This is a genomic window from Acinetobacter sp. YH12200 (assembly GCF_013418175.1).
In the GTDB taxonomy this organism is placed as follows: Bacteria; Pseudomonadota; Gammaproteobacteria; order Pseudomonadales; family Moraxellaceae; genus Acinetobacter; species Acinetobacter pseudolwoffii.
In genome coordinates, this window is the sequence record NZ_VPCO01000011.1 from 65,661 (window position 1) to 91,641 (window position 25,981).

At 44.5% G+C, this 25,981-nt stretch carries 25 protein-coding genes; 14 read left to right on the forward strand and 11 right to left on the reverse strand.

Annotated features, from left to right (window positions below):
- Positions 1–12: 12 nt before the first annotated feature.
- On the forward strand, positions 13–1,857 hold the full coding sequence (gene dsbD / locus FTU90_RS09100) for a protein-disulfide reductase DsbD (protein ID WP_218945087.1): 1,845 nt from the start codon (positions 13–15) through the stop codon (positions 1,855–1,857).
- Positions 1,858–1,888: 31 nt separating this feature from the next.
- On the opposite strand, the gene FTU90_RS09105 is transcribed toward dsbD, so the two are convergent.
- Positions 1,889–3,085, reverse strand: a complete 1,197-nt coding sequence (locus FTU90_RS09105) for a GGDEF domain-containing protein (protein WP_180072398.1) — start codon at positions 3,083–3,085, stop codon at positions 1,889–1,891.
- Between the two features lie 262 nt (positions 3,086–3,347).
- On the opposite strand from FTU90_RS09105, the gene FTU90_RS09110 reads away from it, so the two are divergent.
- On the forward strand, positions 3,348–3,917 hold the full coding sequence (locus FTU90_RS09110; RefSeq protein ID WP_005094985.1) for an FMN-dependent NADH-azoreductase: 570 nt from the start codon (positions 3,348–3,350) through the stop codon (positions 3,915–3,917).
- Between the two features lie 62 nt (positions 3,918–3,979).
- On the opposite strand, the gene FTU90_RS09115 is transcribed toward FTU90_RS09110, so the two are convergent.
- Positions 3,980–4,891, reverse strand: coding sequence for an alpha/beta hydrolase (locus FTU90_RS09115; protein WP_005173280.1), 912 nt, complete (start codon positions 4,889–4,891; stop codon positions 3,980–3,982).
- Positions 4,892–5,047: 156 nt separating this feature from the next.
- Here FTU90_RS09115 and FTU90_RS09120 point away from each other — a divergent pair, with 156 nt between their 5' ends.
- Entirely contained in the window at positions 5,048–5,485 is a 438-nt protein-coding gene (locus FTU90_RS09120; RefSeq protein WP_005173279.1) for a DUF2147 domain-containing protein, read from the forward strand.
- A 70-nt stretch (positions 5,486–5,555) separates the two neighbouring features.
- Here the strand turns inward: FTU90_RS09120 and FTU90_RS09125 are convergent, their stop codons facing one another.
- Both FTU90_RS09125 and FTU90_RS09130 read right to left on the reverse strand, forming a co-directional pair.
- Positions 5,556–5,906 (reverse strand): Spx/MgsR family RNA polymerase-binding regulatory protein, encoded by a 351-nt coding sequence (locus FTU90_RS09125; protein WP_034609159.1) that lies wholly within the window; start codon positions 5,904–5,906, stop codon positions 5,556–5,558.
- A 463-nt stretch (positions 5,907–6,369) separates the two neighbouring features.
- On the reverse strand, positions 6,370–7,188 hold the full coding sequence (locus FTU90_RS09130; RefSeq protein WP_005094995.1) for an exodeoxyribonuclease III: 819 nt from the start codon (positions 7,186–7,188) through the stop codon (positions 6,370–6,372).
- A 40-nt stretch (positions 7,189–7,228) separates the two neighbouring features.
- Here FTU90_RS09130 and pyrE point away from each other — a divergent pair, with 40 nt between their 5' ends.
- Complete coding sequence (gene pyrE / locus FTU90_RS09135; RefSeq protein WP_005094997.1) at positions 7,229–7,879, forward strand: orotate phosphoribosyltransferase; 651 nt, start codon at positions 7,229–7,231, stop codon at positions 7,877–7,879.
- A 598-nt stretch (positions 7,880–8,477) separates the two neighbouring features.
- Here the strand turns inward: pyrE and FTU90_RS09140 are convergent.
- Positions 8,478–8,687, reverse strand: a complete 210-nt coding sequence (locus FTU90_RS09140) for a cold-shock protein (RefSeq protein ID WP_005094999.1) — start codon at positions 8,685–8,687, stop codon at positions 8,478–8,480.
- A gap of 547 nt (positions 8,688–9,234) precedes the next feature.
- On the opposite strand from FTU90_RS09140, the gene FTU90_RS09145 reads away from it, so the two are divergent.
- On the forward strand, positions 9,235–9,561 hold the full coding sequence (locus tag FTU90_RS09145) for a hypothetical protein (RefSeq protein ID WP_005095001.1): 327 nt from the start codon (positions 9,235–9,237) through the stop codon (positions 9,559–9,561).
- A gap of 149 nt (positions 9,562–9,710) precedes the next feature.
- Here FTU90_RS09145 and FTU90_RS09150 read toward each other — a convergent pair whose 3' ends face one another.
- From FTU90_RS09150 to FTU90_RS09165, 4 genes are all read right to left on the reverse strand, one after another.
- Positions 9,711–10,619: a copper resistance protein B gene (locus FTU90_RS09150; protein WP_180072400.1), complete on the reverse strand. Its 909-nt coding sequence runs from the start codon at positions 10,617–10,619 to the stop codon at positions 9,711–9,713.
- Positions 10,606–12,363, reverse strand: a complete 1,758-nt coding sequence (locus FTU90_RS09155) for a copper resistance system multicopper oxidase (RefSeq protein ID WP_180072402.1) — start codon at positions 12,361–12,363, stop codon at positions 10,606–10,608. The genes FTU90_RS09150 and FTU90_RS09155 overlap by 14 nt, the downstream gene beginning before the upstream one ends.
- A gap of 39 nt (positions 12,364–12,402) precedes the next feature.
- Positions 12,403–12,783: a hypothetical protein gene (locus FTU90_RS09160; protein WP_257222401.1), complete on the reverse strand. Its 381-nt coding sequence runs from the start codon at positions 12,781–12,783 to the stop codon at positions 12,403–12,405.
- A gap of 159 nt (positions 12,784–12,942) precedes the next feature.
- Positions 12,943–13,143, reverse strand: a complete 201-nt coding sequence (locus FTU90_RS09165; RefSeq protein ID WP_004281307.1) for a DUF3565 domain-containing protein — start codon at positions 13,141–13,143, stop codon at positions 12,943–12,945.
- A gap of 144 nt (positions 13,144–13,287) precedes the next feature.
- Here FTU90_RS09165 and gshB point away from each other — a divergent pair, with 144 nt between their 5' ends.
- Entirely contained in the window at positions 13,288–14,238 is a 951-nt protein-coding gene (gene gshB / locus FTU90_RS09170) for a glutathione synthase (RefSeq protein WP_180072406.1), read from the forward strand.
- A 386-nt stretch (positions 14,239–14,624) separates the two neighbouring features.
- Here the strand turns inward: gshB and FTU90_RS09175 are convergent, their stop codons facing one another.
- Positions 14,625–15,824: a CynX/NimT family MFS transporter gene (locus FTU90_RS09175; protein ID WP_180072408.1), complete on the reverse strand. Its 1,200-nt coding sequence runs from the start codon at positions 15,822–15,824 to the stop codon at positions 14,625–14,627.
- A gap of 420 nt (positions 15,825–16,244) precedes the next feature.
- On the opposite strand from FTU90_RS09175, the gene murG reads away from it, so the two are divergent.
- The 7 genes from murG (at position 16,245) to lpxC (ending at position 24,358) form a co-directional block, all read left to right on the forward strand.
- The gene (gene murG, locus FTU90_RS09180; RefSeq protein WP_180072410.1) at positions 16,245–17,351 is read left to right on the forward strand and encodes an undecaprenyldiphospho-muramoylpentapeptide beta-N-acetylglucosaminyltransferase; all 1,107 of its coding nucleotides are present in this window, start codon (positions 16,245–16,247) and stop codon (positions 17,349–17,351) included.
- Between the two features lie 3 nt (positions 17,352–17,354).
- Positions 17,355–18,803, forward strand: a complete 1,449-nt coding sequence (gene murC, locus FTU90_RS09185; RefSeq protein WP_100534532.1) for a UDP-N-acetylmuramate--L-alanine ligase — start codon at positions 17,355–17,357, stop codon at positions 18,801–18,803.
- 57 nt (positions 18,804–18,860) lie between these two features.
- Positions 18,861–19,790, forward strand: a complete 930-nt coding sequence (locus tag FTU90_RS09190; protein ID WP_005173261.1) for a D-alanine--D-alanine ligase — start codon at positions 18,861–18,863, stop codon at positions 19,788–19,790.
- A 2-nt stretch (positions 19,791–19,792) separates the two neighbouring features.
- A complete protein-coding gene (locus tag FTU90_RS09195; protein WP_005173259.1) occupies positions 19,793–20,647 on the forward strand; it encodes a cell division protein FtsQ/DivIB in 855 nt (284 codons plus the stop codon).
- A gap of 69 nt (positions 20,648–20,716) precedes the next feature.
- On the forward strand, positions 20,717–21,979 hold the full coding sequence (gene ftsA / locus FTU90_RS09200; protein WP_005095026.1) for a cell division protein FtsA: 1,263 nt from the start codon (positions 20,717–20,719) through the stop codon (positions 21,977–21,979).
- A 159-nt stretch (positions 21,980–22,138) separates the two neighbouring features.
- Positions 22,139–23,329 carry a cell division protein FtsZ gene (gene ftsZ, locus FTU90_RS09205; RefSeq protein WP_005095029.1) on the forward strand — a complete coding sequence of 397 codons (1,191 nt, stop codon included), beginning with the start codon at positions 22,139–22,141 and terminating at the stop codon, positions 23,327–23,329.
- Positions 23,330–23,455: 126 nt separating this feature from the next.
- Complete coding sequence (gene lpxC / locus FTU90_RS09210) at positions 23,456–24,358, forward strand: UDP-3-O-acyl-N-acetylglucosamine deacetylase (RefSeq protein ID WP_005095032.1); 903 nt, start codon at positions 23,456–23,458, stop codon at positions 24,356–24,358.
- 99 nt (positions 24,359–24,457) lie between these two features.
- Here the strand turns inward: lpxC and FTU90_RS09215 are convergent, their stop codons facing one another.
- Complete coding sequence (locus FTU90_RS09215) at positions 24,458–24,898, reverse strand: DciA family protein (protein ID WP_005095034.1); 441 nt, start codon at positions 24,896–24,898, stop codon at positions 24,458–24,460.
- 107 nt (positions 24,899–25,005) lie between these two features.
- On the opposite strand from FTU90_RS09215, the gene FTU90_RS09220 reads away from it, so the two are divergent.
- Positions 25,006–25,689 (forward strand): M23 family metallopeptidase, encoded by a 684-nt coding sequence (locus FTU90_RS09220; protein WP_005173245.1) that lies wholly within the window; start codon positions 25,006–25,008, stop codon positions 25,687–25,689.
- Positions 25,690–25,981 lie beyond the last annotated feature (292 nt).

The following is a 25,981-nucleotide window of genomic DNA, read 5'->3' on the forward strand; positions in this document are numbered from 1 at the left end:
TCCAGTTTCGTGATGATCAGAAACCCGCAATTCCAGAGCTGGGGCAAAATACTTGCCCCGGTCATCTTGGGAAGCTTCGTGTTTAGCAGTCCAGCTCAGGCCGAAACAGCGCTCTTGTCTGCCGAGCAGGCTTTTCCTGTTCATGTGATTTCTACCAGTCAGCAACAGGCTGAACTGAGCTGGCAGATTCCGGATAACTATTATCTGTATCAGCATAAAATTGAAGTGCGGCAGGGCAATCAGCCTGTATTGCTTGAATTACCGCCTGCTAAAGATCTGTATGATGACAACTATGGGCATACCCAGGTGTATTATCAGCAGTTAAGGTTTCAGATTCCGACGCAGGCCAACCAGTCCTATCAGGTGAGCTGGCAGGGCTGTGCCAAAGACCGAATCTGTTATCCGCCGCAAAGTATTCAGTTCAAGACAGATCTGTCAGGTCTGGTGCAATTTGAAGCTGCCGGCCCAGGAAGCAAGCGCTTACTTGATCTAAACGGGTCATCACTGCAACAAAATACCCTGTTTAATACAGCGGCTTCCTCAGAATCTACAGCAGATGCATTTTCTGCAACCTCTAGCGGGCAACCCGCAGTCGGTGCGGCACAAGACCAAAAATGGTCAGCTCAATTGCTTGAACGCTCTTTGGGTTATGGACTGTTACTGTTCTTTGGCTTAGGAATCTTGCTGGCTTTTACCCCATGTTCCTTGCCGATGCTGCCGATCCTGACCTCGCTGATTGTACGGGACAGCAAAGGTGTCAAAGCCTGGATGATCGCCCTGACTTTTGTCAGCAGTATGGCCGCGGTCTATGCGGTGCTGGGTTTAATTGCGTCTTCGGCCGGCCTGAATTTCCAGCGTTGGTTGCAGCAACCCGGTACCCTGATTGCGTTTAGTGTGTTGTTTGTCCTGTTTGCCCTGAATCTGTTTGGACTGTTTGAAATCAAACTGCCACAACGTCTGGTTCAGCGTCTGGATCGGGCTCAGGCCATGCAGCAGGGTGGTAGTTTGGTCAGTGCTGGAGTCATGGGCATGATCTCGGCGCTGCTGGTCGGGCCATGCATGACCGCACCGTTGGCGGGTGCACTCTTGTTTATTTCCCAGACCCAAAGCCAGTGGCAGGGTGCCTTGCTGCTGTTTACCCTCGGTTTTGGCATGGGCACACCTTTACTGTTGGCCAGTATTTTGGGTGCACGGGTACTACCTAAAGCCGGGCACTGGATGAATCAGATCAAAGTGCTCTTTGCCTTTATCATGCTGGCGCTGGCACTGTATTTTATTCGCCCACTGATTTCAGAAGCGACTTTACAGTGGTTATCCTTAGGCTTGGGCATGGTCTTTGTGACCTATGTACTGTTCCGGATTTTCTGGCATCGTACCAGTCTGAGGTGGTTGTATATCCTGTGTCTGGTGATAGCGCTGCCTTATATCAGCTATAGTCAATATCAGCATAGTCAGCGGTTTTTTGTTGAGCAGTCCAGTACAGAAGCCCAGTGGCATGTGGCACGCAGCGCAGCAGAATTTCAGCAGATTTTGAATATAGCACCGCAAGGGCAAAAGATCGTGATTGATGTCTATGCCGACTGGTGTGTCGCTTGTCAGCCGATTGAACATCGTATTTTAAAATCTGCACAGGTACAGCAGGCTCTGGCATCTTATTTCCTGATCAAGCTGGATTTAAGCCAATACAATGCCTCGCATCAAATGCTGTTAAATCAATGGGAAATTCTGGGACCACCAACCTATTTATTTCTGAATGAGCAGCAGCAGGAAATTCGCGGTTTACGTTTGACCGGTGCTTTTAGCGAAGCAGAATTGCTGGCCCAGCTGCAACGTCTGGCTCAAAGCTCAACTCCATAATATTCATAATCATCGAAAAAGCTGAACCCGTTTAAGAAACCTGCATCTGTGCAGTCACCGGTTCAGCATAGGCTTTGACCCGATTACGTCCACCGGCTTTGGCCTGATAAAGCGCCTGATCGGCCTGACTGAGTAGCTGTTGTGGGCGTAACTCGGCTTTGGAAATAGCAATTCCGAAACTGGCAGTCACCGGAATCGGCTCACCTTCATCACTCATCATCTGTAATTGCTGAATCGCGCTGCGGCAGCGTTCTGCTACTTGTTTGGCTTTTTCCAGACTGGTATTTTTCAGCACCAAAATGAACTCTTCACCGCCAAAGCGGCCCACTACATCACTTTCGCGTAACTGTTGGCTTAATACAGCACTGACTTCAACCAAGGTTTCATCGCCCTTATGATGACCATACAGATCATTAATTTTCTTAAAGTGATCCAGATCTAAGAGAACCAGGGCGTAATGGGGTACAGCCGTAGCATTGAGCTGATCCAGACATTGATTGATACTGCGCCGGTTAAACAGGTTGGTGAGCGGATCAATCTGACTGAGCTGCTTGATGAGTTCTTCACGATGACGCCATTGGCTGAGTAAAATTTCAAATAACACCATGCATACAGCTAAAATTGGGACAATGAAATACAGCATTGAAAACAGCCAGAAAGCATTATAAAAATGCTTGTCCTGAATGTTGAATAAAGGAGAATAAGGCAATTGCTGACTGAAGCTCAAATAAGCGCAACCGCCTAAAAAGAGCGAGGCTGGAATCAGCATGCTATAAACCAGCCTGCGATGAAACAGCACCAGTCCCACCATAATTAAACAGACATAGGATGTGGTGGCCACAGGACTGATCACCCCCACGACATAGGCATCACGGCACAGCGAAATCACAAAAGTACCGACTGCCAGATAGGGCAAATAACGTTCCACCAGAGGATTGCCCTGAAATTTATAACAGGGATAAATCAGTGCGGCTAAAATCAGTAAAAAACTGCCGTTCAGCACGACTTGTGAATGAACCCGTTCAATCTGTACATATTGCCAATACTCAGGATTGAATAAAACAAAGAGATCCCAGCCGAGCCAGGTCAGATGTACACCGCATCCCAAAGTCAGCATCAGGATGCATTTCTTCAGGATACGCCAGTTCATCACGACTTCATCTTCGACCAGATATTTCGTGATTCTGTGTTTGATTATTTTTTGTAATACAGGCGATATTCGCTTCATGTTGTCGGTCTGACTTAAATTATTATGGCAACTTTTTAAGATTTATTGACTATTTATAGCTTTATTTACATAAGATAACATAAGTTTTAACGCTTGATAAACCACAATATTTAAGGCGTCTGCAAAATAGGAATTTCTAATATTAAAGCTGGTTTTGTTCTAAATTCAGAATGATGTGTTTTATCTGTGCTAATTATTTCATGCAACCTAAGCCTTAAAATGGCTGCATTAGTTAGATAGCCCCATAGATGAGAGCGAAGCCATGAAAGTTTTACAGATTGATTCCAGTATTTTAGGCGATGCCTCTATTTCGCGTCAGCTGACTCAGGCGTTGGTGAGTCAGTTACAACAAAAACATGCTCAGGCCATCGAGCTTGAATATCTCGATCTTGCTGCACAGCCGATTCCACATCTCACGGCTGAAATTTTAATGGGTCAGAATGCAGAACAGACTGCATTAGGCGAAGACATCCTGCAGCAGTATTTACAGGCAGATATCGTGGTGATTGGCGCGGCCATGTATAACTTCGGTTTGCCATCGACCTTAAAAGCCTGGATTGACCGGATCTGTGTGGCGGGACGTACGTTTAAATATACCGAACAGGGCCCTGTCGGTCTGGCTGGCAATAAAAAAGTATATATTGCCAGCAGCCGTGGCGGAGTTTATGGGGAGCAAAGTCCTGCCGATTTTCAGGAAGCTTTTTTGAAAACCGTGTTTAACTTTACCGGCGTAACCGATATTGAAGTGATTCGTGCGGAAGGCGTGAACATGGGCGAAACGATCAAGGCACAAGCCTTAGAGACGGCATTGCAGCAGGTTCAAGCCATCTAAATATCCAAAAACAACTCAAAAGGTCAGCCTATGCTGGCCTTTTTTATATGGGTGAACAGTGATTAATCTCGATCCAGACGGTGCGCGAAGGCTGCCAGATCGCTCAGCGCCTGTTGGGCTTCCTCAAACCAGGCACTGAACATCTGAAAGTTATGCCACATGCCGGTATACAGTTTAAATTCCACATCGACACCCGCCTGTTCGGCTTTTTCCTTAAAACGACTGGCATCATCCAGTAGAATTTCCTTGGAACCGACCTGAATATGAGTTGGGGGCAAGCCGCTTAAATCGGCGAAAAAGGGCGAAACTTCCGGATCACCCCGATCGATGGCACGCGGGACATAATATTCAATGCCAGTTTCAACTGTTTCCAGAGACAGCAGGGCATCATGTTTCTGGTTATAGCGCAACGATTCACTGGTCAGGGTCAAATCCAGCAAAGGAGACAACAGAATCAAACCACTCACTTGTGGGAGGTTTTCTTTTTGTAATTTGAGCGCCAAGGCCAGCGCCAGATTGGCCCCACAAGAATCACCGGACAGGATGATATCTTTGGCCTGAACGCCTTGATCGAGCAATAAGTTATACACATCAAACAAGGCTTCCAAGGCCTCTGGATAGGCAGATTCCGGTGACAGCGGATAATCTACATGCAGTACCTGCATCTGGGTTCGAGCCGCAATTTGAGTCATAAAGGCACGATGGGTATTTAAAGAGCCTAAATAAAATGCCCCGCCATGAATATGAAAAATCAGCTGAGTCGACTCTTGCTGCGGCTTAATTTCCTCTGCGCGCAGACCCGCCAGACGTAGCGAACGAATTTGTACGGTTTTGTCTTGTGGAAAGAGTTTGCACATCTGCTCCAGTGCAATGCGCATTGAACTCGGTGGAAGATTGAATCTGCTCGGGGCACGAATGACTGTCTTTAAGATGCTTTCTGTAATTAATTGTTTTGTTAACGGGCTTATCTTCATTTTCCTTCCATCTTTTTGTGCTTTTATTGATCATGTAGATTATTTACCAACCATATTTACAAGGTTACACTAAATAGTCACAGCTAAAAATTGAAAAATTGTTGTGACTTTTTAATACTACAGAGGTCTATTTTCAGACTAAGGAAATGAAGAAAAATGAAAAAAATAGCGCTTATGTTAGGACTACTAGGCTTATCTGTACTGGCAAATGCCGCAGATCCTTTAAATGGCACGGTTTGGAAAACCATTGATGATAAAACCAAGCAGCCTAAGGCCATGGTTAAATTTACTGAACAAAAGAACGGTACGTTGTCAGCAAGTATTCAATCTGTGTTAACACCAGGTGAAGAAAATGCCTGTACCAAGTGTGAAGGTCCGTACAAGAACAAGTCACTCAAAGGCTTGACCATTGTGAAAGGTCTTAAGAATTCAGGTGGTACCAGCTATGACAGTGGTTCAATTCTGGATCCGCAATCTGGTAAAACTTACAAACTGAAAGGCCAACTGGCAGATGGTGGCAAGAAACTTGAGCTTCGTGGCTTTATTGGTGTGGCAGCATTAGGCCGTAACCAGACTTGGGTTCGTGCAAACTAATCCAGTTCGATAGAAAGATAAAAGCCTGACTGCTGTCAGGCTTTTTTGTATGAATTATTTAGGATAATAATTAATTACTTAGGGTGCGATAAGCCGCGTCATCAAAACCGGCAATAAAACCTGTGGGCGTGGCCAAGATCGGACGTTTAATTAAACTGGTATGAGTGCTTAATGCGGCAATTAAAGCATCTTCACTGGACAGCGCCGTTTGCTGCTGTTCTTCAGTCAGTTTGCGCCATGTGGTTCCTTTTTTATTTAATACCACATCCTGACCCAGCGCATTCAGCCAGACTTTAATGGTATCAGCATCGATGCCCTGTTTCTTATAGTCATGAAATTCATAGCTCAACCCCAGCTCAGTCAGTAGGTCAAAAGCTTTTTTCATCGAATTGCAGTTTTTAATCCCGTAAATTTTTAACATATTCGCCATCTAACACATCTTAAATCATGGCCTAGCTTAACCAAATTCGCAGCAGTCGACCATGCAAAATAGAATGATTAGAAAACAATTTAAAATAGGGAGGCAGAATCGTCATCAAAATGACATCAATGCGCTTTAAAATGATTAACCAGAAAAACAACAATAAAAAAAATAATAATTTTAGGCAGTGGAAATAGAAAACCCGCATTTAATCATCCTGATCATGCGGGTCTCAATTCAACGTCCATTGTCACATCCATGAAAAACAAGCTAAATGTTTTAGTTTGTTTTATTTTCTTCCTACGGCGTCCTGTCCTTATGTTGTCATCCTGACATGTCCCTGTGCCGTGAGGCTATAATGCTCTGTTATGACATCGAGATAAACCCAAAAAATACGTCATGTCATGTAAGCAATAAGCCTTAATTGAGTGAACAGGTGTGCACTCAATTGATAGGTATCTTTTTATAGTTTGTAGTCGATGATCACTGGGGCATGATCGCTAAACCATTGTTCCTTATACACCCAGGCATTGACGGTACGCTCTTTCCAGTCTGGTGAGCAGGCCTGATAATCAATCCGCCAACCGACGTTCTTGGCTCGGGCTTGTCCGCGGTTTGACCACCAGGAATACAGTTCAGCTTCTTTGCGTACTTCGCGGAACGTATCGACATAACCGAGTTCATCATAGATATGATCTAGCCAGGCGCGCTCATGTGGTAAACAGCCGGAAGCTTTCTGGTTGCCGGACCAGTTTTTAATATCAATCCGTTTATGCACGATGTTGTAATCACCGCAGACAATCACCGATTTATTTTCATCGCGCCATTGTTTCAGGATTTTGGCATATTCTTCCAGAAAGTGATCTTTACGCGCTTGTGCTTCATCGCCTGATGAGCCGGAAGGTAGATACAATGAACAGATATGGGCCGTTTGCTCCAAACCTAAATCAAATTCGGCTGCAATAAAACGGCCTTGCGAATCTGCCAGTTCAAAGCCCAGACCATCGGTTAAAGAGACGAAGGGCAGGCGGCTATAAATCGCGGTACCGGCATAACCTGGACGTTCGGCAGGGAATAGATGAGTATACCAGCCTTCCGGTTTAAATTTATCGGTCCACTGCACATGGGTGATCCGGCTTTCCTGCATACAGATCACATCGGCATCCGACTGTTCCATCCATTCCAATAGGCCTTTGCTCACCGATGAGCGTAAACCGTTGACATTAATTGAAACGACACGAAGAATTTTTTGATCACCTGGATAGCTACTCTTTGGTATCATGCGCAAGTCTTACCTTAATTAATGGATTTAGGAGCACCTCATGCCAACGCCAGCTCAGTTTAACCCGCAAGCTTTTATCGAACTCGCATTATCACGCGGTGTGCTTAAATTTGGTGAGTTTACTTTAAAATCGGGACGTGTGAGTCCCTATTTTTTTAATGCGGGTCTGCTGAATGATGGTGAAGCCTTGACATTGCTGGCTTCTGGCTATGCAGCAAAATTAACGGCATGTGACCATGTGGAAGTGGTTTTTGGTCCTGCATATAAAGGTATTCCTTTTGTGGCAGCGACCGCTGTGGCGCTATCACAAAATCATGGGGTGAGTGTGCCTTGGGGTTTTAACCGCAAAGAAGCCAAAGATCATGGCGAGGGTGGCGTACTAGTCGGTGCTTCTGTAGCAGGTAAAAAAGTCTGGATCATTGATGACGTGATCACGGCAGGAACAGCGATTCGTGAAGTCGTGACAATCTTGAAAAATGCCGGTGCACAAATCGCAGGTGTTTTGGTTGCACTTGACCGTCAGGAAAAAGGTCAGGGCGATTTATCAGCCATTCAGGAAGTGCAGCAAGAGCTCGAGATTCCTGTACATGCCTTAATTACCATGAAAGATTTGATGGACTATCTGGAAACCAAGGGCGATCAAGAAGCTTTAGCTAAAATGGAAGATTATCGAGTTAAATACGGGATCTAAGCGGTGATCCTTATCGTAAAGGAAGCTACAGCTTCCTTTTTTGTTTTAAAGTTCAATTGATGTAGAAATTAAGCATGCAAATACAGGGTGAATACTTAAAAAACTAAGTCAAAGTGCTGTAATTCAAAGATTTTTAATATTAAAGACTTTCAGTCTTGATGTAGATGAATACAGTTTAAAATACTGGAAATTGACAATAATATTCAGTGATTCTGTACGCATTTGCTTACATGAGTTCAAGCCGTTTGCGTCTATACGCAGCTTTGCTGCATTGCCTATAATGAATTCATCAGGAACAGGATGTTCCATAAAAGAATAACAAGAGATAAATACAAGGAAAGTAAGGTAAGACAGGAGTCATACCCAGCGAACCAACACGAAAAACCCCCGGCAGGATGCTGGGGGTTTTTCATTTTTAGCGATTCATGCAGGCCCAGATGTAACAGGCTTAGACGCGGGGAGAATAAATAAGATGATTTACTGGTTTAAATGACTGGAATAGGTTTAGAGAGTATCACCAACCGATCACTTTTGAAGATTGTTAATATTTAGAGCCAAAAAAAGCACCTTAAGGTGCTTTTTTTATTGCTGGGCTAAATTATAGCGCAACGATATTGATCGCGTTCGGGCCTTTTTGACCTTCAACTACGCTGAAAGAAACGCGTTGGCCTTCAAACAATGTTTTGAAGCCAGAACTGCTAATTTCTTTAAAATGAGCAAAAACGTCAGGACCTGATTCTTGTTGAATAAAACCAAAACCTTTAGTTTCGTTAAACCATTTCACTGTACCGGTAACTGTAGTAGACATAATATAACCTATCAAATTTTTAATAATTTTAGCCATTGAAATGACTATGGATAACTTTGAAAAACAACAAGAATTGAAATAAAGATCTGAAAAAACTGAGGATTATAAAATAACACTGCGGTACTTAAAGAAGTTTAACTAAACAACACTTTTTTCTAGTTGAGTACAGCATAACCTAAATCAGCAAATATTCAAGTTTTTTATATTTATTATTTATTTTTCTTATAAATATACGTGGATCTTTCTTTTTAAATATGTGCTGGTCAATTTTTTTAGTATGACTGACTGTATAAAAGATTTACTCAAGCAAAACAACAAACATACATTTTACTTACGTTACTTTATGTTAATCAAACTGAACCAGTACGCGGCAATATTTTTCTAAGTGAATGTATTTTATAACATTGGGTAAATTTGTAGCTGGCTTGTTTAAGATAGTTCTGGTCATTGTTCAGCTATTCAAAGGCCCCTATATTAAAAACACATGGAAAAATTAACTATAAGAATTTCTTAATTTTAATTTAAAACCAGAATAAGAGTGAGTCTCATGGATTACTGGAATTGTGTTTTATTAATTTCCATTATTGCAGTTGTAGGCCTAACGATTATTATCCTGCTAGTCGGCTGTAAAATCTGGAAAAACCTGATCGTCACTTTACTGATTTCGACCATAATGAGTTTTTTGATTATCTATGCCATCAACTTTATCTTTGGAAAGAGTCTGCATTTCCTTTGGGGTCACCGGGAAGTCGGGAATCTTGACTTTATGCTTGAAATTGGGCTGATGAGTCTGGTGATTGGTGGGGTAATCACCTTTATGATTATGTTAGGCACCTTGATTGCCAAAAGTAATGATAAACAGAGTGAGGAATAGAAACAGAGAGCAGGCAGTAGCAATGCTTTCTCTGGACAATACACAGCCTCCTTCTCTTGAGTCAATTTAATAACAGCCGACGAAGTATGAATGGGTTTTTCATACTTCGTCGTGGTCTTACCTTTTATCTTAAAAATGATAATCCGTCCTTAAAACATCATTTTAAGTCCTAAAGCATAGATCCAGCCCTGGTCAGAGCCGGATGCCTGCTGCCAGGCAGTCTGTTTGTTTCCTTTGCTATATTCATAGCCAACCTGCAGATAAGGCATGACTTTTTTACTGATCTCATAACGGGTTTCCAATCCTAATGTCGCATGACTCAGACCAGATTTTTTCGCATTCGCAGCTTGATCATTGAAAATGAGATCCAGTTCAATAAAGGGCTGCATAATCAGTTTCTGAGTCAGCAACAGGTCACGTTCTGTTTCCAGTTTGAATCCGACAAAATCATCTTCACCGACATAGAGATAGGCATCGGTTTCAAAAAAATAAGGGGCCAGGCCATGCAGTCCAAGCACTGCATCGAAACGTTCATTTTGTAGGGAAGCTGTATGCTGGCTTATATTTTCCTGACGGTAGCGCAAACCGGTTTGTACATCCCAGAAATCGGAAATATTACGGCTATACAGGATTTTGGCCGCATAGTCAGCCTGACTCGATTCAGATTTATCTGCCTGCAGCTTGAGAAAAACCTTGTTTTCATCAGTACCAATTCTGGCTTCATTCTCCGATTTAAAAGCGCCATTTCCAGCTGAATTGATTTGCCATTTCTGGTCCAGAATGACTTGGCTATAAATCTGTGCACCATGTTCTTTCCGATGGTCATGCTCCGCAGTAGCGCCAACAGGTTTTTCGTGCCCTACAGATTCTTGATCAGATAAAGATCGAGCTTGTTGGGTATGTGAGCGTAGATCCGGCACTGCAATAGGAGCGCTGTGATGTACTGCGGTTTTGCCAGGATGATGATGATCCTGATGATCCGCTGCCAATATACCGAAACTCGCCATGAGCAGTGCACTGCTTAATACCGATTTTAAAAAGAGCTTAGTGATGTGCATGGCTTTCTCCTTGATCCACTGCTGGCTTTGACGGCATTTGTTGCGGCGAAGCATGAGAAGCTTGATCGTCATTCACATGTGCCACAATCAGCTTATTCATCATGCCGGCACTCATGTGATAGAGCAGATGGCAGTGAATCGCCCATTCTCCCAGTTCATCTGCCGTTAATAAGGTTGTGAGCGTTTTTCCAGGTGGCACAATCACGGTGTGTTTATTTGGCATCTGTGCAGTAGATTGACCATTTTCTAGCTGCATAAACATGCCATGTAAATGCATCGGATGCGCCATCATGCTGTCATTGATAAATTTCAAACGGATCCGTTCGCCATATTGCACCTGCAATGGTTCGGCATCACTGAATTTTTTACCATTGATGGTCCAGATATAACGTTCCATGGTTCCACCCAGACGAATCACCAGTTCACGTTCTGCGACTCGGGTATCGTTTTGTGGCGTCAGGGCTTTGAGGTCTTGATATTGCAATGCTTTATGCCCTGCAGGCGTAGACATATTGGCCCAACCCTCAACCGGTGGATGAGACGGATTTGTCTTGGGTATAGCACTGTGACCTGCGTGCTGGGCATGCTCATCATGTTTAGGCGTATCTGTTGCAGATTGCGTGGTCTGACTGCTGTGTGCGGTATGAGACATGTCATGCTGTTCGCCATGTCCCATATCTTCCATGGTCAATAAGGCACGTGGACGTGGCGTCGGTAATTGAATCGGATGCATCGCTGGATCAGCCTCATTGTGCAAGCTGCCAATGGCAAAGCCTGAACGGTCGATCGATTCGGCTTCAATCTGGTAATGAGGTGCAGTTGGTTCCACAATCACATCATACGTTTCAGCAGTCCCGATACGGAACTCATCTACAGCGACCGGCTGTACAGCTTGTCCATCGGCGCTGACCACGGTCATTTTAAGCTGGGGAATACGTACATCGAAAAACGACATGGCCGAGGCATTAATGAATCGCAGACGAACCTTTTCATTCGGTTTAAATTGGCCGCTCCAGTTCTGTTGCGGGGTTTTGCCATTGATCAGAAAGGTATAACCGCTGACATCAGACAGGTCGGTTTTCAACATGCGCATCTGGTTCCACATTTTGCGATCTGACCAGGTGGCCTTGAGGCCGTCATGTTTTACCTGCTGGAGTACATCGCCCACGGTTTCACGCTGATTCTGATAATATTCGGCCGATTTTTTTAAATTATTCTGAATCTGCTGGCTGCCCTGTTCATGAAAATCCGACAGCATAACTACATAATCCCGCTCGGTTTTTTCATGCTCAGGCACCGGTGTTTGCGCTTTGGGATAAATCACCAAGGCACCATATAAACCGTCTTGTTCCTGGCCTTTGGAATGCGCATGATACCAATAGGTACCGTTTTGACGAACCTTGAAACGATAAGTAAAAGACTGCTTCGGTTTGATACCCTGAAAACCATTAAATCCAGGAACACCATCCATTAGGCCGGGCAGGAGCAGGCCATGCCAGTGCAGCGAGGTATCTTGATTCTTCAGGTTATTTTGCACATGAATCACCGCATCATCACCTTCTTCGAATTCCAGCAAGGGGGCAGGGAATTTTCCGTTTACGGTAATCCGTTTGACCGTCTTTCCGGTGAGATTGAGCGGACTTTCATCAATAACCAGATGATATTCTTTAACAGCTGCAAAAACTGCAGACGATGACATCAGGCAAATGCCCAGACATAGGCATTGGGGAATTTTAATTAACATCACTTAATCCTTAATTAATAAAAAATTGAATATTCAGGATTAAGTTTTGGGTGGGCGCAGGATTTCCTGCCAATAACCGGCAAGGTGTTTGGCATGATAAGTTGGGAGGAGGGTTCTTTCTAGAGAATGATGGTCGAATACTGTCAGTTCAGGAACGGAAATTTGCAAGCCGCTCATCTGGCTTTGACAGGCCATCGTACTGCAATCCAGACAGTCTTGTGAGTGCTGTGGCATATCCGGAAAACAGTCAGCCTGTGTCAGGTCTTGATCTGAGTTATACGCAGATTCATGCATAGCATGAGAGATGGAGGCTTTTACCATGTCCAGACAATGGCTGCTCATCTGTTCAGACGACATGACCAAATGCATGGTTGTTGCAGAAGCAACAGACACACTGCTCCAGCCTATGGCAAAAACCATAAGCATCACCAACCAGATCTGTTTGACGAGCCGTGTGAGCAAAGTCCACCCTGAAAAAAACGCTGCATGTTTGAGCAATAAAAGCATAAACGCAGTGACTGCAATTAGCAAATCCTGTGCGAGATTATTTTTAGTCAGCTACATCACACTTTTATAGGTTCAGGTTTCAGTTTCGCACTTTTCACATTTTTTACAGTCCAGCAGCATGCCAAGCTTTTCTTTGCGACCTTGCTCGGTCATCACCCAGGGCCGATTTTGCCACGGCGGGGTATGCCGTACATGCTGGCCATGTCCGCAGGCCAGCTCTGCAACCCAATGCTGTTCTTCATCCAAATGAAAACCGATAATTGCCTGTTGCATGGCAAACCTCCTTTTGAGCTCAATCTGCCTCAGTACTTATCTAAAAATCTATACAGAACAAGTCATGCAAAATCACCATAAACAAAAGAATCCACACAAGCTATACTCCTTGCTAAGTCATTTTTTGAAAAAGAGCAGAGACACATGCGCGTACTTGTTGTGATGGATCCCATCGAAAATGTAAACCTGAAGAAAGACTCGACCATGGCCATGCTTTGGGCAGCAGCACGCCGTGGGCATGAGCTTGGTTATGCATTACAACAAGATTTATATATTGAGCAGGGCAAAGCTTTTGGTTTGATAGCGCCGCTACAGGTGTTTGAAGACTATGATCACTATTATGAACTCGGTGAAAAAAAGAAAGAATCCATCGCTGCTTATGATGTGGTGTTGATGCGTAAAGATCCACCTTTTGATATGAATTTTGTCTACACCACTTATATTCTGGAGCAGGCAGAACGCGAAGGTGCATGGATTATTAACAAGCCACAAAGCCTGCGTGACTGTAATGAAAAACTGTTTGCGACCCAGTTCCCGCATCTGCAAGTTCCGACACTGGTGACTTCGCAGCAAAGCCTGATTCGTGAGTTTCTCAAAGAACAGGTCGATGTGATTGTGAAACCGCTGGATGGCATGGGGGGTACTGGAATTTTCCGCCTGTATCAGGATGGCATCAATATTGGTTCAACCATTGAAATGCTGACCAATAACGGTACCCAGCCGATTATGGCACAGCGTTATATTCCTGAAATTGTCGAAGGTGATAAACGTATCCTGATGATTAATGGCGAGCCAGTACCATATTGCTTGGCCCGTATTCCACAAAATGGTGAAGTGCGCGGCAATCTGGCGGCAGGCGGTCTGGGAGAAGCACGTCCACTGACTGAAAATGACCGCGCCATTGCGGCAAAAGTAGGCCCTTATCTTAGAGAAAAAGGTCTGATTTTTGTAGGACTGGATGTGATTGGTAATTATGTCACTGAAATTAATGTAACCAGCCCAACCTGTATTCGTGAAATTGATGACCAGTTTGGAACCTCAATTGCCGATGATCTGTTTGCTGTATTAGAGGCAGGCCGTTCGCAGCAGGTTTAAACCAGACAGAAAAAGAGCCTCATCTGAGGTAATGCTGATCAGTTAAGGAGTTTAGAAGTAGACTCTTTAACTTTTTAGTCGTTCACGACGGAGTCTTAACTTTATAAATCAAATGCTTGAAAATAATTTGTTACTTTGGTTTCGCCCAAATGAGAAGCGAAGCTTCGCAAGGAAGGCATCTTGCGGAGCAACACTCCTCACCGCAAAACTCGGCAGCCACCATCGACTAGTAAATTTGTCGCAGAAACAATCATTTTTAAATCTAGTCCTGCCTCAAACAGTTGCGGATGACTTTTCTACTTGTCAAATATGATCATGAATTTAAAAAAGAAAATGCTAGTCAATTTCTTAACTGACTGGCATTACTCATCTGAGGCTTTTTTTTATTAAGCATATCGCTTAAATAAAAGCAGCGTCATCAATATCCCTAAGATAGAAAGACAGGCTGTGACTGTCGCGATATGGGCCCATTGTTGTGTCGTGGATACCAGTGCCGCACTCAGAGGAGGTACAAAGAATTGCGCACAGGCTGAAACCTGTAAAACCAGACCGACACTGGCGGCTGCGGCATTGGCACGCGGTGCATAGCGCAGGGTAATCGCAAAGATCGTGGTCGGAATCATTCCGCCAATGAGTGAAAACAGTACGGCACTCACAAACTGTAATTCAAATGACAGCCAAGAGCTTGCCGCAAAAGTCAGCAAGCTGCTGCACAGCATGGCGATAAATCCTGTGCTTAACAGGGTTTTGGGTTTCCAGCCACCTTGCAGCAACATACCTGCGCCAAAGGTACCGCCTAAATTAGCAAGCACCACCATCGAGACCAGAGCCCCTGCGACTTTTAAGTCAATCCCATGTTCGACATACAGGGTAGGCAAGAATCCAGTCACGGTTATCCACTGACTGGTATAACAGGCAAAAATAATGGCCAAACACAAAATCGGTGGGTGAGTCAGGGTCACTTTAATAATTTGCCAGAAGGAGGTATTTTCTGTGCCGGCTTGCGGGTGATTCGGCTGTACCGGTGTGACCGCTTCAAGATATAAATACCGTTTAATCATCACTGCAATGAGCAGACAGAGACTCCCTAAAATGGCCCAAATGCTTTGCCAGCTCAGGTATTCAAGCAGCATGGGAATGGTAAAAACAGCAAGACTGACACCAACCCCCATATAGGAACTCCAGAGTCCCATTTTAAAATTGAGTGTTTCAGCTCGGCTGATACGTTTGAGAATGGCGGGGGCACATAAGGAGATGGTTAAAAATCCGATCCCTTCAGTAAAACGGAAGAAATACAACGCCGCGACATGCTGAATCCAGAGGCCTGCCATACTGCTGAGGCCTAAAATGATCAACGCCAAGATCAGGCAGCGTTTTAAACCGACTTTTTCTGACAATGCACCAATACACAACGCAAACAGCATCCCCGCGCCTTGAACCAGAGACAGGGAAAAACCGGCTTGCGTAAAGCTGAGACCTAAATCCTGTTGTAAAATGGGAAGAACCGCAGAAAGTTTCCCGACATGAATAGCCGCCAAATAGCCGGCCAAAATAATCCATAGGTCACGAATTGATATTTTTGACATTTATAATGATTTAATCCATTCAATCAATGCGCTGATACAGCTAAAAAAAGTATATAGCGATATGGATAACATAAAATTTTATTAAGATTTATATGATTTAGGCATAAGTTAATAGAGCAATTAAACTGGCGAATGAATAGAAATTGTTGAGAAAATCCTGGAAAACAAATAGATCTAACAAATACAGTGAGGGAAAGATTAAATGAAAGAGGGTTAAAATTGTGTTTATATGTCACTTAAGTCTAAGGAAAAATGCCTGCCTGATAACAAAACTAGTTTAAACTTTAAAATCGTATGAAAAAAACAATTAATGCCTTGTTGAAATAAAGTAAATAAACTTTCAAGGCCCTACAATTGTGATTACAATTGACCACTTAAATCAGATTTCCTGTTCCCTTTTTTAAATTGAAGAATTAGACCGTGACCGACGCTCAGCAAAAACAGCCTAAACATGTCATGATGATGGCCGCAGGTACGGGTGGACATGTGTTTCCAGCGTTAGCCGTTGCAAAAAACTTACAACAACAAGGGATTGAAGTGTCTTGGCTGGCTACGCCTGCAGGCATGGAAAATCGTTTATTAAAAAATCAGAATATTCCTGTTTATCAAATTGATATTCAGGGTGTGCGTGGTAATGGTTTTGTACGTAAGGTCTTGGCCCCTTTTAAAATCATGAAAGCGACTTTTAGTGCCATGAAATACATGAAGCAGCTAAAAGTCGATGCCGTAGCCGGCTTTGGTGGTTATGTGGCAGGGCCGGGTGGTCTGGCTGCGCGTATTCTAGGCATTCCGGTGCTGGTTCATGAGCAGAATGCGGTGGCCGGTTTTACCAATAGCCAATTGTCGCGTGTTGCCAAGACGGTGTGTCAGGCGTTTCCGGACACCTTTCCCGCACAGGATAAAATTGTGACCACGGGCAATCCGGTGCGCCAAGAAATTAGTGACATTTTAAATCCGTCCTGGCGTTATCAGGAGCGTGAAAAAGCAGGATTACCCTTACGCATTTTAATCGTAGGTGGATCTTTGGGAGCGCAGGCCTTAAATGAACGGGTGCCTGAAGCCTTAAAACAGTTCAATGTGCCTTTAAATGTCTATCATCAGTGTGGTCAAAACCATGCTGAGGCGACGCGTGCACGTTATGCCAATGCTCCGGCAAATCTGCACGTCGAAGTACAGCCGTTTATTGAAGATATGGCCAAAGCCTATAGTGATGCCGATGTGGTGATCTGTCGTGCTGGCGCATTGACCGTGACTGAAATTGCGACGGCAGGTGTGGCTGCAATTTTTGTACCGCTTCCAAGTGCGGTGGATGATCACCAGACTGCCAATGCCGGCTTTCTGGCCAAGATTAATGCGGCAAAGATTTGCCCACAGGTCAGCATGACCCCGGAAAGTTTAAAAACCTTATTAGAGCCGATGCTGAATCGCCAGCTATTAATGGAAATGGCGGTAAAAGCACGTCGACAGGCTCAACCCGATGCGACTCAACATGTGGTCCGTTTAATTCAAGAATTATCATTCGAGTAAACTATGTCTCCAGTAACCCCAGCTGAACAAGCGAAAAAATTAATTAAAGTGCCGGAAATGCGCCGTATCAAACACATTCATTTTGTGGGCATTGGCGGTGCAGGCATGTGTGGTATTGCCGAAGTATTGAAAAATCAGGGCTATAAAGTTTCCGGTTCAGATATCAAGGCATCCAATACCACGGCGCAGCTGGAAGAAAATGGGATCAAGGTTTATATCGGGCACACTGCAAATAATATTAAAGGGGCCAATGTGATCGTGGTGTCTACTGCGATTGACAAGGAAAACCCGGAAATTAAAACCGCGATTGAAAGTCGTATTCCTGTGGTTCGCCGTGCAGAAATGCTGGGTGAGCTGATGCGTTACCGTCATGGTATTGCGGTTGCCGGTACTCATGGCAAAACCACGACCACCAGTCTGCTTACCTGTATGCTGGCAGAAGAAAACATGGATCCAACCTATGTGATCGGCGGTTTGCTGAACCGTACCGGTATGAATGCTGCTCTGGGTGCCAGCCGTTATATCGTGGCAGAAGCCGATGAATCGGATGCCTCTTTCCTGCACTTGGAACCTATGGCTGCTGTAGTGACCAATATCGATGCCGACCATATGGATACCTATGGCGGTAGCTTCGATGTGCTGAAAGATACTTTTATCCAGTTCCTGCAAAAACTGCCATTTTATGGCCTGGCCGTGGTCTGTGGTGATGATGCCAATATTCGTGAAATCATGCCACGAATTGCACGTCCAGTGCTGACCTACGGTTTTAATGAAGACAATGACATTCGCGCGATAGATGTCGATCAGGACGGCATGCAAACGCACTTTACCGTATTGCGTAAAGAGCGTGAGCCATTACGTGTAACCGTGAATCAGCCAGGTTTGCATAATGTCCTGAATGCCTTGGCTGCGATTGGTGTCGCGACCGATGAAGGCGTGTCTGATGCTTCTATTTGCCGTGCACTGGAAGGTTTCAGTGGGGTAGGCCGTCGCTTCGAAGTTCAGGGCGAATTTGAAATTGAGGGTGGTAATGTAAAACTGGTGGATGATTATGGTCATCATCCAAAAGAAGTCGAAGCCACCATTAAAGCCGCGCGTCAGAGTCATCCGGATCGTCGCCTGGTGATGATGTTCCAGCCACACCGTTATAGCCGTACCCGTGACTGTTTTGATGATTTTGTGGAAGTGCTTTCTACTGTAGACCAGTTATTGTTACTGGATGTTTATCCGGCCGGTGAAAAACCGATTGTAGGGGCGGACAGCCGTACTTTAGCCCGCAGCATTCGTTTACGTGGCGAAGTTGAGCCAATTCTGGTCGATGCGGTGGACGGTAATCTGAATCAGATCATGAGAAAAGTATTGCAAGCAAATGACTTGTTATTAACCCAGGGCGCAGGTAATGTTGGAGCAATCTCAGTCGAACTTGCGCAAAATCACTTATATATAAAATAGTCATCTTGCATGACTGAATTGAATTGACCAGATTGAAAAAAGTTTAAGGATATAAACGTGTCAAATGCTTCAAAATTCGGAAAAGTTGCCGTGTTGCTTGGTGGTAAATCTGCAGAGCGTGAGGTTTCTCTAGACAGTGGTACGGCGGTACTTGAGGCATTAGTGCGTTCAGGGGTCAATGCGGAAGCTTTTGACCCGCAGCAACGTAGTGTCACAGAACTGGTAAATTATGACCGTGCTTTCATTGTATTGCATGGTCGTGGTGGTGAAGACGGTCAGATTCAGGGTGTACTGGAATGGCTAAATGTGCCCTATACCGGTACGGGGGTACAAGGCTCTGCAATCGGCATGGACAAGGTCAAGACCAAGCAGGTCTGGCAGGGTTCGGAATTGCCGACAGCGCCTTATCGTATTGTTACCAAAGATTCCGATGCAGCTGATATCGTCAATTCTTTAGGCCTGCCTTTGATTATCAAACCGGTACATGAAGGTTCCAGTATCGGCATGAGCAAGGTTGAAAAAATTGAAGACTTTGCAGAAGCAATTGCCAAGGCAACTGAACATGATGCCGTGGTGATGGCAGAACAATGGATTACCGGCCGTGAATTCACCATTGTGGTTTTAAATGGTCAGGCGCTGCCTGTGATTCGTCTTGAACCACCTCAAGATGTTGCTTTCTATGATTATGAAGCCAAATATAACCGTAATGATGTGCAATATGGCATTCCATGTGGTTTGACCGAAGCTGAAGAGCAACAGTTAAAAGCCCTGAGTCTGCGTGCATTTCAGGCAGTCGGTGCCAGCGGTTGGGGCCGGATTGATGCCATGCAGGATGAACAGGGCAACTTCTGGCTGCTGGAAGTGAATACCGTACCGGGCATGACCAGTCATTCTTTGGTGCCAAAAGCGGCAGCTGCAGTCGGTTATAGTTTTGATGACCTATGTGTTGCGATTCTGGAACAGACCCTGACCGGGTCGGCACACTAAATATGGCTCAACTTCCTGTTTCCATGCGCCGTAAACGTGCTGCGATTACCTCAATTCACGACAAGCCGCCGACACGCAAAGAAAAGCTGTCCAATTTTGGTGGCTGGTTATTGTTGTGTATTGCAGTGCTGGTGCTGGCCTTTGGAATATTGGGCTTATATAAAGTCATGACCAATACCGAAGTGGCAGAGCTGGGCGTGTTAGGTACCCGCTCGGCTGCTGAACAGCGTCAGGTCATGCAATATGTGTCACCGGTTGTGACCGAAAACTATTTTACTTCGGATCTGGAAGCGATCCGAGATCGTACCCTGGAGCTGTCCTGGGTGGATCGGGTGGTGGTTTCCCGAGCATGGCCAAATGGCATTCGGGTACGGATCATGCCACATCATGCGATTGCACGTTGGGGTACAGGACGTTTATTGAGTGACAGTGGTGTCATTTTCACTGAAGTCACACCCAAGAATTATGAGGCATTACCGTTGCTACATGGGCCGGCGAGCCATGCAGAAACCATGATGCGTCGTTATAATGAAATTAATCAGTTATTTTTGCCACACGGCATTCGTCTAAAAGAACTCTATCTCACCGAGCGAATGACCTGGTTTATGCAGTTTGATTCGGGTTTAAGAATAATTGTTGATAAAGATCAGACCATGAGCAAATTACAGCGCTTGAGCTATCTATCTCAAAGCGACTTAAAGCCGGTCTGGTCTAAAATTTCGGCCATCGACCTGCGTTATCGCAATGGATTGTCGATACAGTGGAAAAATTCAATTCCGCCTAAAATTGTAAATGGGCATTTTATTGTAACCATTGATGACACGGGCGTTGAGAATAATGTAACAGTAAAGCCATAATGATCGGCTTTAAAAAATAGAGGCATTCAAGCCATAAATCTAACAAACATGTAATGGTAGTAGTGAATAATGAGTGAAGCTGTTCCCTCGGTTGTGGCGATTGACATTGGGACACACAAAGTTTCAGTTTTGATTGGCAAGGTACACGCGCCAGACAATATCCAAGTGATTGGTATGGCTACCGCTCGTAACCGAGGCATGAGTAAAGGGAAAATTGTCAGTCTCGATAAAGTTATTACCGCAATTAAAAATGCCGTCCAAGAAGCAGAAGATATGGCGGAGTGTCGGGTGCATTCTGCTTGGGTTTCTATTCCAAGTGCCGAATTAAAAAGCTTTTATGCTTCAGGTCGAACCTCGATCGACAATAGCGAACATGCGATTACCACCAGCGAAGTGGTTCGTGCACTGGAGTTGGCCAAAGCCAGTCATTTGACTTCAGACCATTATCTGGTCAGTGCTGTGCCTTTGGGCTTCGAGCTGGATGACTCATCAGAGTGGGTGCTGAATCCGATTCGGATGTCTGCACATAGCATGACTGGTCATTATCATCTGATGATGCTGCCGATTAGCACCATGCAAAATATTGACCGTGCCCTCAAGGGCGCCAATATTGGTGTGGAGAAAATGGTGGTCTCAAGTCTGGCAACTGCTGAGGCCAGTCTGCTCAAAGATGAAAAAGAATATGGCGTCTGTCTGGTCGATATCGGTGCCGGCACCACCAATGTGGCGGTGTATGTGGATGGTCGTCTGGCCTTAACCCATACCTTCCAGCGTGGTGGCGAGCATGTGACCCGTGATATTGCGGCGGTGTTACAGACCACGACCGAAGAAGCTGAACGCCTGAAACTGCTGTATGGCTGTGTAGACCTGAAAGTGGTTAAGCCTGACCATATGATTCAGTTCCAGGGGATTGATGGGCCACAAACCATCAGCCGGATTGAGCTGACCGAAATTATCATGGCGCGTTATGACGAGATTCTTGGATTGGTGCGTGATGAACTGGTGAAAAATGGCGCGATGCAGGGCTTGTATCATGGTGTGGTCCTGACCGGTGATGCCAGTCATATTGAAGGTATGGTGAGTTTTGTACGCCGTACCTTGGGTGTGTCAGCTCATTTGGGTAATCCACCAACGCAGGTGTATGCCGATGAACAGCATCAGGCGGCGCTACGCCGTTCGCAATATAGTACGGTCGCGGGTTTGCTGATGTTTAGTCAGAGTGATACTCAAGACACGATTGTAGAACAGGATGATGTAGAGCGATTATCGTTAACTCAGCGCGTCAAACGGGCTTGGTCTGGCTTTAATGACACCTTGAAATCAATCTTTTAAGTCGATTTTTATTGTGAATATTGTTGAGAAGATGTAGTTAATCGGGCTTGTACTTGACAAGTTAACGCATGAGCAGCATTCTTAAAAACAATTTTATTAAGATTAAGGCAGTGTACGGGCTTAGTGACTGCCAATTATGAATTAGGAATTTTATAGGTCATGGCCTCATTTGAATTTTTCGAAGACGATCATAGCGATAGCAATGGTCAAGCCCGTTTCACTGTGTTTGGTGTAGGCGGTGCGGGTGGTAATGCTGTACAACACATGTTGCAGTCCGATATCCAGGGCGTAAAGTTTGTTTGTGCCAATACGGACAAGCAGGCACTCGATCGCATGGAAGCCGAATTTAAAATTCAGCTGGGTGAGCAAAGTACCCGTGGTCTGGGTGCAGGTGCCAATCCGCAAGTGGGTCAGACTGCAGCAGAAGAAAGCCGTGAACTGATCCGCCAGCAGCTTGAAGGGACCGATATGGTCTTTGTCACTGCGGGTATGGGCGGTGGTACCGGAACGGGTGCTGCGCCAGTGGTTGCTGAAATTGCCAAAGAAATGGGTATCCTGACGGTTGGTGTGGTGACGACGCCATTCAACTTTGAGGGCAAGCGCCGTTTACAATCTGCGGAAAAAGGCATTGAAGCGCTTGAGCAGCATGTCGACTCATTGATTATCATTCCAAATCAGCGTTTATTGAAAGTCTTCCGTGATATTTCAATGAAAGATGCCTATAAAAAAGCGGATGATGTGCTACTGAATGCGGTACGCAGTATTTTTGATCTTGTGGTACGTCCGGGTCATATTAACCTTGACTTCGCCGATTTGAAAACAGCGATGAGTACTCGTGGTTATGCCATGATGGGTGTTGGTTTAGGCCGTGGTGAAAACCGTGCCCGTCAGGCTGCTGAACAGGCTATTCGTAGCCCATTACTCGATAACGTAACCATCATGAATGCCAAAGGTATTCTGATTAACGTAACGGGTGGCGATGATGTCACTTTCGGTGAAATTGAAGAAATCACCGATGTTGTTAACCAGATTGTCGATTTGGATGAAGGTCAGGTGTTCTACGGTACGGTATTTGATCCGGATGCACGTGATGAAATCAGTGTGACCGTGATTGCAACGGGTTTAACCCGTCATGCAGCGGATTCAGTTGAACCGACCAAACGTACCAATGTACAGGCAACGCGCCCAGCAGCAGCCTCACAGGCTGTGGTAGAAGATGATGATGTGCCAGCGATTCAGCGCCAACAGCATGAAACCGCTACGCCAGCGAATGCTGCAGCATCAGTTTCAAGCCCGCGTCCAACGCCAATGAGTATTCAGGATTATCTTAAGAATCAACAGCGTAAATAACATGTAACATCATGTGTTTACCATGATTACACAGGAAAGGTGGCTTTTAAGCCACCTTTTTGTTTTTTCTCAATGGCCAAATATGCTAACGTATAGCGGTTTTATTGATGAACAGATGAAAGAAGCATGTTGAAACAACGTACCCTGAAACGTATCGTGAAAGCGAGCGGAATCGGTCTTCACAGTGGGCAAAAAGTCATGATTAACTTTGTGCCGCACCATGCCGATGGGGGAATTGTGTTTCGTCGTATTGACCTGAATCCGCCGGTCGACATTCCTGCCGATGCGATGCTGATTCAGGAAGCTTTCATGTGCTCGAATCTGGTTCAGGAAAATGCCAAAGTCGGTACGATTGAACATGTCATGAGTGCGATTGCCGGTTTAGGAATTGATAACCTGATTATCGAAGTCTCTGCCTCGGAAGTGCCGATTATGGATGGCAGTGCAGGCCCGTTTATCTATCTGCTCATGCAAGGTGGTCTGCAAGAGCTGGATGCTGCGAAAAAATTCGTCAAGATTATTAAACCGGTTGAAGCACTGATTGATGATAAGCGTGCCATTTTTAGTCCGCACCATGGCTTCCAGCTGAATTTCACCATTGATTTTGATCATCCTGCTTTTAAAAAAGAACATCAGTCCGCCAGTATCGATTTCTCGACTGAAACTTTTGTTTATGAAGTTAGTGAAGCGCGTACCTTTGGTTTTATGAAAGATCTGGATTATCTCAAAGCCAATAATCTGGCACTGGGAGCCAGTTTGGAGAATGCCATTGGTGTGGATGAAACCGGAGTGGTGAATGAAGAGGGTCTAAGATTCTCTGATGAATTTGTACGCCATAAAATTTTGGATGCAGTCGGGGATTTGTATCTGCTTGGACATCAGATCATTGCCAAATTTGATGGTTATAAATCTGGACATGCTTTAAATAATCAGCTGTTGCGCAATGTGAAAAGTGATCCAAGCTGCTATGAAATTGTAACATTTGATGACGAGGCCAATTGTCCAATCATGTATGTGAATGTGACATAAGTCATTGTGTTTGTGTCTTTATGTTTTAGTTATTGCGTCAATAGTGTGACATGTGTCGCATAATACTGCTTTTCTAATTTATTACATTTGATTGCTATGTTACTTTTTATTGCTTGCCAAACGTAACAAAGCTTGGCTAAGCTTAGGGTCGCTTATAAAGTCAGCAGCACCACGAAGTAATTCCTGTGTTTCTGCATTTAAGGCTCTTTCAGGTGTTGCTGCAACAGGTTGCGTTTGTGAAGGATTCCGCAAACAAACTTGAAGTTTTGTAAGATCTGTTAATTCATTTATTTGAGAGAGTTGTGAAATGTATTGCTTTTGAAGATAGGCCAATTGACTGATCATGGCCTGGTTTTCACCGGTAATCGTTAACACACCATTTTGATAGCACACAACTTGCCAGCGTTCCGGTTGGGGCAATAGCGGTTGTACGAGTTTCGTAAGTTTCTGCCAGGCAGCAACTTGTGATGAGAGAAACGAAAAGTTTCCTGTTTTTATCTGTTTTCTGGTTTGTTGAAAAACGTTGACAGGTTCCGACATACATAATTCCTACATGTTTATGTCTTAATCTTATGCGCTTCTTTTAGTGGATATCAAGGATAGAGATCTTCAAGGAACTCGATTAAAGCAGTTTAGAGAGGTTTTTTATGCATATGCGACGTATTTTGTTGGCATTTTCTTTATCAGTTTCAGCTGCTTCGGTAGCCTTTGCAGATTTAGTCAATCTAAATCAAGAAAATGGTTCAACAGATCGTATCGAGCAATTGACGCGTACTCTGGCACAGGGTGCATATACTCATCCAGATGATATCGATATTCCAGCGCAAACCAAATTGAATGTCCAGCTACGTGAAAAGCCAGTTGAGCTTAACAATCGCACGCTGGCACAGAAGTATGCAAATACCTCATCTAATCGAGCTGCTGCAAATAGTGCTTATTCCTGGCTGATCGCTCATCCCTTACCCAATTCTCGCGTAAGTTCAAATTACGGTGGTCGTACCATGGGTGGCCGTGCTGAAAATCACTCAGGTCTTGATCTTGCAGCGCCAAGTGGTACACCAATTTATGCCACAGGCCCAGGTATTGTAACCAAATCAGGTTGGGGTACGGGTTATGGTCAATATGTTGAAATCAATCATGGCAATGGCTATTTAACACGTTATGCTCATGCTTCACGTCTTATTGCACGTGTGGGAGAACAGGTACAGGCAGGTGATCATATTGCCAACGTTGGCTGTACTGGCCGCTGTACCGGTCCACACTTGCATTATGAAGTTGTAAAAGACGGTCAACGTAAAAACCCATCTACTTATTTGGCTATGTTACCTTAAGTATAGACCTGAATTTCTATTAGGCTCTTTATACATAAGCATCTCTCCAATAAGCATTTCAAAGCGATTAAGCTAAGGCTCTTCAACCCACATTGAAGGGTTCTTCAGATAATCGCTTTTAAGTCTGATATTATCACCAACTATTATAATGAATGTATAATAAATCTCCTATATTGACTATTTTTTGTTATGTTGTGTAATTAAACGTCACCAATCATTTAGTTCCTAAATAGTACTGCCAAATCGCATTCAGCCAGAGCCATACCTGCTGAGGTCTCAAATATGGTACATA

Bases quoted from the DNA above. Each gene is read 5' to 3' on its own strand.
- FTU90_RS09165 (WP_004281307.1), bottom strand. From the start codon at position 13,143: ATGCAACAGGCAATTATCGGTTTTCATTTGGATGAAGAACAGCATTGG.
- ftsA (WP_005095026.1), top strand. From the start codon at position 20,717: ATGAGTGAAGCTGTTCCCTCGGTTGTGGCGATTGACATTGGGACACAC.
- FTU90_RS09155 (WP_180072402.1), bottom strand. From the start codon at position 12,363: ATGTTAATTAAAATTCCCCAATGCCTATGTCTGGGCATTTGCCTGATG.
- FTU90_RS09125 (WP_034609159.1), bottom strand. From the start codon at position 5,906: ATGTTAAAAATTTACGGGATTAAAAACTGCAATTCGATGAAAAAAGCT.
- FTU90_RS09140 (WP_005094999.1), bottom strand. From the start codon at position 8,687: ATGTCTACTACAGTTACCGGTACAGTGAAATGGTTTAACGAAACTAAA.
- FTU90_RS09115 (WP_005173280.1), bottom strand. From the start codon at position 4,891: ATGAAGATAAGCCCGTTAACAAAACAATTAATTACAGAAAGCATCTTA.
- FTU90_RS09145 (WP_005095001.1), top strand. From the start codon at position 9,235: ATGGATTACTGGAATTGTGTTTTATTAATTTCCATTATTGCAGTTGTA.
- lpxC (WP_005095032.1), top strand. From the start codon at position 23,456: ATGTTGAAACAACGTACCCTGAAACGTATCGTGAAAGCGAGCGGAATC.
- dsbD (WP_218945087.1), top strand. From the start codon at position 13: ATGATCAGAAACCCGCAATTCCAGAGCTGGGGCAAAATACTTGCCCCG.
- FTU90_RS09195 (WP_005173259.1), top strand. From the start codon at position 19,793: ATGGCTCAACTTCCTGTTTCCATGCGCCGTAAACGTGCTGCGATTACC.
- FTU90_RS09130 (WP_005094995.1), bottom strand. From the start codon at position 7,188: ATGATACCAAAGAGTAGCTATCCAGGTGATCAAAAAATTCTTCGTGTC.
- FTU90_RS09150 (WP_180072400.1), bottom strand. From the start codon at position 10,619: ATGCACATCACTAAGCTCTTTTTAAAATCGGTATTAAGCAGTGCACTG.
- FTU90_RS09160 (WP_257222401.1), bottom strand. From the start codon at position 12,783: ATGGTTTTTGCCATAGGCTGGAGCAGTGTGTCTGTTGCTTCTGCAACA.
- murC (WP_100534532.1), top strand. From the start codon at position 17,355: ATGTCTCCAGTAACCCCAGCTGAACAAGCGAAAAAATTAATTAAAGTG.
- FTU90_RS09175 (WP_180072408.1), bottom strand. From the start codon at position 15,824: ATGTCAAAAATATCAATTCGTGACCTATGGATTATTTTGGCCGGCTAT.
- pyrE (WP_005094997.1), top strand. From the start codon at position 7,229: ATGCCAACGCCAGCTCAGTTTAACCCGCAAGCTTTTATCGAACTCGCA.
- FTU90_RS09220 (WP_005173245.1), top strand. From the start codon at position 25,006: ATGCATATGCGACGTATTTTGTTGGCATTTTCTTTATCAGTTTCAGCT.
- FTU90_RS09215 (WP_005095034.1), bottom strand. From the start codon at position 24,898: ATGTCGGAACCTGTCAACGTTTTTCAACAAACCAGAAAACAGATAAAA.
- FTU90_RS09110 (WP_005094985.1), top strand. From the start codon at position 3,348: ATGAAAGTTTTACAGATTGATTCCAGTATTTTAGGCGATGCCTCTATT.
- FTU90_RS09120 (WP_005173279.1), top strand. From the start codon at position 5,048: ATGAAAAAAATAGCGCTTATGTTAGGACTACTAGGCTTATCTGTACTG.
- gshB (WP_180072406.1), top strand. From the start codon at position 13,288: ATGCGCGTACTTGTTGTGATGGATCCCATCGAAAATGTAAACCTGAAG.
- FTU90_RS09105 (WP_180072398.1), bottom strand. From the start codon at position 3,085: ATGAAGCGAATATCGCCTGTATTACAAAAAATAATCAAACACAGAATC.
- ftsZ (WP_005095029.1), top strand. From the start codon at position 22,139: ATGGCCTCATTTGAATTTTTCGAAGACGATCATAGCGATAGCAATGGT.